The sequence below is a fragment of the Roseateles sp. genome, assembly GCF_046300915.1.
Classification (GTDB): Bacteria; Pseudomonadota; Gammaproteobacteria; order Burkholderiales; family Burkholderiaceae_C; genus Kinneretia.
Map to the genome: position 1 here is coordinate 1 of NZ_JBKCLH010000018.1, position 4,238 is coordinate 4,238.

Sequence of the window (4,238 nt, forward strand, 5' to 3'; positions counted from 1 at the left end):
GGCCAGCACACGCACCTGGTTCTGAGCCTGCTGCAGATCGATGGCACCGCCGGCCAGCACGCGCAGGCCATCGGCCTGGATCGCGCCGCCCAGCTGGCGCACGCCCTGTGCCGCCTCCAGGCTCAGCACGGCCCGGCCGGCGCTGACCGACTGGCCCAGCACCAGCTCGCCCTGCGTGCTGCGCAGGGTGATGTCGCGCTCATTGCTGGCCACGCCCACCAGGGCCTGGCCGTTGACGGCCTGGCTGGCGGCCGTGCCCACGGCGCTGACCTGCATGGCGCTGCGCGAGACCACATGGATGCTGCCGGTGCCGGCGCGCGCCGCCAGATTGGCGATCTGGTTGGCGGCCACGCCGCCCTGGTTCAGGGCCAGGGCGATTTCGCCGCTGGCCTTCAGGCCCAGGGCGTCGGCCTTGACCGCCTCGGTCTGGCGGATATCGCCTTCGCGCGCCTCGACCCAGGCCTTGCCGCTGACATTCAGACCGCGCAGGGTGCGGCCCTCGATATCGCTGACCGCGTCGAAGAGCACGCCGCGGCGGCCGACGAAGCTCAGGTCCTTGGCGCTGCCGCCCACTTCAGCGGCCAGTCGGCCGACCTCGTTCTCGTTCATCAGCGAGGCGCTGTCGACGGCCGAGAGCAGCAGGGCGCCGGCCGTGATGATGGGGGCGCGGCTCTCGGTGGCGCCGGCGCTGCCCAGCTGGTTGATCGCGCCCTGGCTGGCCTGCAGGCTGACCGTGGCATTGCTGCCGGCCTTGATGCTGTTGGCCAGCACCAGATTGCCGCTGCTGGCTTCCACGCGCACGCCGCGCTGGCCCACATCGATGCCGGCCAGGGTGGCACCGGCATCCGCGGTGCCCGCTGCGCCCACGGTCATGCCGATGGCATTGAGCAGCTTCAAATCGCCATTGCCGGTGCGCGCGGCCAGGGTGCCGATGCGGTTGGCCGCCCCGGCGGCGTTGCGCTGGGTCAGCACGATGTCGCCCGCGGCCTGCAGGGCCGCGCTGCGCGCGGCCACGGCCTGGCTCTGGGTCAGGGCGCCGCCCTCGGCCTGCAGCCACAGGGTGCCCGGCACGATCACGCCGTTCAGGCCGGCCACGCTTTCGAGGTTGAGCGCGCCGGTGCTGCGCAGGCTCAAGTTCGCCTCGGTGCCGCTGAGCTGGGCGGCCAAGCCGCGCACCTCGTTGGCATTCAGCAGGGACGAGCTGGTCTGCGAGGCCACGGCCAAGCGGTCCGCCCGGACGATGGCGCTGCCGCTTTGCAGCACCGAACCGGCCTGGGCCGTCAGGCTCACCGCGCCGCTGCCGGCCTCGATATTGCGCTCCTGACGCAGATGGCCGGCGCTGGTGGTCAGGCTGATGTCCTGGCCGGCCGTGGTGGACAGGCCCTGGGCCGGGCCGCTGGCCACGCCGCGGCTGGTGGAGCCCACGGCGCCGACCAGCAGGGCCTGGGCGTTCTTCAGGGTCACGGCGCCGTTCAGGCCGGTGCCGGCCACGGTGTTGATCAGATTGGGGGCGATCAGCTTGAACTCGCCCGCGCCGATCAGATGCAGCTTGTCCACGCTCAGCAGGCCGGTCTCGCTGCTGCGTGCACCGTCGGCCACGCGCAGCGAAAGGGTGCGCTCGGTGCCGGAGGCGCCCGCGCCCTGCACGCTCAGCGCGGCATTGAGCTGCACCTTGCCGCCGGCGCCCTGCATGGCCAGGTTCAGGTGGTCGCGCACCGTGGTGGCGCCGTCCACGCTGAGCTGGCCGCGGCTGGCCACCGGGCTCATGCCGGCCTCGCCGATGGTGATATTGGCAAAGCCCGGCTGGAACACCGCATTGGCGCCGCTGAACCAGGTGCTGCCCAGGGCCAGCGCGCCGTTCAGGTCGTTGATGTCGGTGGCCCCCAGGCTGATGTTGCGGTTGTCGCTCCAGCTGCGCAGGCGCAGCTCGCCGCCGCTGGCGGCCTGCAAGCGGGTCGCCGAGCTGTTGCTCAGGAACATGCTGTCCGCGACCAGCTCGATATGGCCGGTATTGCTGCCCGCGCCCATGCGGCCCAGATAGATCTCGTTGCCGGCGCTGAAGATGCCCACCGAGCCGACCTTGCCACCGCTGACACCACCGATGCTGATGTCACCGCTGCTCGAGAGCAGGCGGGTCTTGGCCGTGTCCAGGCGCACGCCATGGTTCTGGTCGGAGACAAAGTCATTGCCGCCGCCGCCCTTGCCCTGCACCGTGATCTTGCCGGCCTCGGTCTGCACCAGGGCGCCCTGCGAGATGATCACGCCGTTGTAGCGCGAGCCCGAGGTGACATTGCCCACGGCGCTGGCATCGCCCTGGATGCTGATCGTGCCGCCACCCGAGGCCAGCAGGGAGACCTGGGAGGAGCTGCCCTCGCCGATCACCACCGCGTCCTTGTTGCCGGCGGTGGAGGCGTTCTTGACCGCCGCATTCAGGCTCATCGCGCCGCTGCCGCTGTCCAGGGTGGAAAGACCGAAGACATGGATGCCGGCGCCCGCGGCCAGGGAGTCCGGCGCGCGTGCGGCCAGGCTCAGCGCGCCGCCGGCCGTGGCGATCTGGCTGTTGAAGATCTGGATGCCGTCGGTATTGCCGTCCGGATCGGCCGACGTGCCCCCGGCCGCGCCGGCCGCGGCCGTGCCGCTGCCGCCCAGGGCCACCAGGCCGCCGTTGGAGCGGATCTGGGCATTGTTCAGGTGGATGGCACCGCCACCGGCGGCATCGGCCTGGTAGGCATTCAGCCGCACATCCAGCTTGTTGCCGCCGGCATTCGTCACGCCGTCGATCTGGCTGTTCTTGATCTTGATCGAGCGGTCGGCGGTGATGGTGAGGCCGCGCGCGCTGGCGTCCTTGACGCCGATATGGAAGGTCTCCTGCTTGTAGTCGGCATAGCCGGTGATGCCGTTGACCGTGCCGCCGGTGACGCGGATATCGGTGTTGGCCGCGCCCAGCACCAGGGTGGGTGTGCCCAGGGTGGAGGAGGCGGTCAGCACATCGCCCGAGGTGGCGCGCAGATTGATCTCGGCGGCCTCCAGCGCGATCTGCATGGGGCCGGTGAGGGTCAGACGGGCCAGGGGCTTGGCCACGCTGCCCACGCTGTCGCGCAGGGTGATGGCGCCGGGCACGGTGCCCGTGCTGTCCAGGGTCAGGCCTTGCGGCACCAGGCTGCCGATGGAGCCGACCACGCCGGACTCGATCTTGCCCTTGAACTCGATGGCGCCGCCCGTGCCCACATAGGTGGAGCCGCTCTGGGCACCCTGGGTGCTGAGGTTGACGGCCAGGGTGGGCGAGGCGAGGGTGACGTCGCGGTGGAAGGTGATGTTGCCGGCCGCGCCCGAGCTCACGCCCAGCAGCTTGGTCGAGACCGGTGCGGTGCTGGCCAGGGTGGTGGGCTTGTAGAAGTTGACGCTGCCGCCATTGCTGGAGAGCGAGCCGCCCAGCAGCACGCTGCCGCCGACATAGTTGCTCTCATTGGCCAGGCTGCCCCAGAAGCTGATGTTCAGCTTGCCGGTCTGCGAGGAGATGGACTTGCCGGCGTCCTGGACGATGTTGCCGTTGCTGCGGAAGTTCAGCGTGGCATCCGGGCCGGAGGTCTTGGCCAGGTCGTCCTTGATGGTGATGCTGTTGTCGGCGTCGATATTGACCGTGCCGCCGGTGTTCAGAAAGCCCTCGTAAGTGGCCTTGTTGCTGCTGTCCAGCACGAAGTCGGTGGGGTCGGTCAGCCAAGTGCCACCCGCGCCGGTGATCACGCTGCCGCCCACGTCCATGCGGCCGCGGCTGGAGGTCTCGATGAAGCCGCCGCCGGCCTCGCCGCGCGCGCTGAGCGCGCCGCGGGTGACGGTGTGCTCGCCGGACCAGGCCACGACGGTGCCGCCGCGGCCGCTGCCGCCGTCGGCCGCCACCTGGCTGCCGGCCTCAAGCAGCACGCTGCGCGCCTCGCGCACCGTGGCATCCTTGCCCTGCACGCCGCCGCCCAGCAGCACCGTGCCGCCGCCGGCCTGGCCCGAGGCATCAACCCGGCCACTGATCTTGAGCGTGTCGGCCGTGGCCCCGAACTTGCCGCCCGTGAGGCCGCCGGCCTGGCCCTGGGCCAGGGTCTGGCCACTCAGCTCCACGCTGCCGCGACCGCCGTCCAGCCAGATCTCGCCATTGCGTTCGGACAGGCTGTTGGCCCGCACGGTGCCGCTTTGGTTGATGGCCGCGGCCAGGCCGGGTGCGGCGGACTGGGCGCTCAGCAGCACGC

1 protein-coding gene is annotated in these 4,238 nt (G+C 71.0%); it reads right to left on the reverse strand.

From position 1 onward, the window contains the following. On the reverse strand, positions 1 to 4,238 hold a 4,238-nt coding region (locus ACK5F2_RS01190), incomplete at both ends, for a beta strand repeat-containing protein (RefSeq protein WP_409862189.1).